The organism is Nocardia sp. NPDC102475, from assembly GCF_055584605.1.
The window spans coordinates 1-1,458 of sequence record NZ_JBVJLS010000070.1; the positions used below are offsets into that span (position 1 = coordinate 1).

The following is a 1,458-nucleotide window of genomic DNA, read 5'->3' on the forward strand; positions in this document are numbered from 1 at the left end:
GGAGTTTCAATGATCGTGTCAAGCCGCAGCGCTGATCGGGGTTGGTGCCTCGATAGCGAAGGTGCGGTTGTCGCGGATCAGTGCCCAGATGACGTCGATCAGGCGGCGGGCCAGCGCGATGAGTGCTTGGGTGTGGATCTTTCCCTCGGCGCGTTTGCGCTGGTAGAAGGCTCGCGATGGGCCGTCGGTGCGGCGGATGCTCGACAGCGCGGCCATGTAGAAGACCTTGCGCATGCCTCGGTGATATCGCTTGGGGCGGTGCAGGTTTCCGCGGACTTTCCCGGAGTCGCGGGGTACTGGCGCCAGCCCGGCGTAGGCGGCCAGCCGCGCTGCGCTGCCGAACACGGCACGCAGGTCACCGCCCGCGTCGGCCAGCAGTTGCGCACCGAGTATCGGGCCGAAACCGTCCACGCTGGTGATGGCCGCGGCGTGGGGATGCTGATCGAACCGTTCGGTGAGCTGTTTGTTGAGCTCTTTGATGTCACGGTCCAGGTCGAGCAGTTGATGCGCCAGCCGCGCGATGAGGGGCGCGGTGACCGCCTCGCCGGGCAGGGCGATGGATTGCTCACCGGCCGCCGCCAGGGCTTTATCGGTCATGGCGGAGATGCCTTTGGCCCAGGCGCCGTGGGCGAGCAGGTAGGTTCGAACGCCGTCGTAGCCGGCTTCTCGCAGGCCGGCGGGGGTCTGGAATCCGGTGAGCAGGACCAACGCCGAGCGGGTGGAGTAGTCGAAAGCCCGCTCCAGTGCGGGAAAGATCGAGGCCAGCATCTCGCGCAGATGGTTGACCCCACGCACCCAGTCCGCCATCAGGTTCTCGCGGCGCGCGGTGAGAACCCGCAGGTCGGTGACGATCTGATCGGGACTGGTGACCGGCGTCAAATCGCTACGCATGCGGGCGGTTTCGGCGATCGTGCGGGCGTCTTTGGCGTCGGTTTTGCCTTCTCCGGCGAACGCGCCGGACATCCGGTTGACCAACCGGCCAGGCACATACACCAACCGATCGCCGGTGGCGCTCAGCAACGCCAGCAGCAGCCCTGCCGCCCCGGAGGTCATGTCGACTGCCCACACCACCTCGCCGGCCTTGGCCCGGACCCGGGCGATCAACGCCTCGATCGCGGACTGACCGTTGACCACCTTCCCGGAGAACGCGACCTTGCCGTCCTGGTCCACCACGCAGGCGTGGTGAGCAGCTTTGCCGACATCGATTCCGACCCAAACCTTTTCGCGGACCTTCACCCGGCCCGACCTCCCGCTCTCACAACCCGACCCCGCGGACGACCCCGCCTGCATCTCCATAAACAGCGACTGAGCGCACAGATTTCAATCAGCGGCCAAGGCGTCCAGAACGACAGGGCGGCCACTCCTGGCAAGCCACCCAACGGCAAGAACCGATCAGCCACACCCTGCCGCCCTGGGCATTCAAGGCGTCTGGCCCTGAACACCTACAACCTTATGGAG

Annotated in this window: 1 protein-coding gene; it reads right to left on the reverse strand. The window is 66.3% G+C overall.

The features are described from left to right. Window positions 1-18 precede the first annotated feature (18 nt). The gene (locus ACZ60G_RS44085; RefSeq protein ID WP_465818390.1) at window positions 19-1,236 is read right to left on the reverse strand and encodes an IS110 family RNA-guided transposase; all 1,218 of its coding nucleotides are present in this window, start codon (window positions 1,234-1,236) and stop codon (window positions 19-21) included. Between the last annotated feature and the right edge of the window lie 222 nt (window positions 1,237-1,458).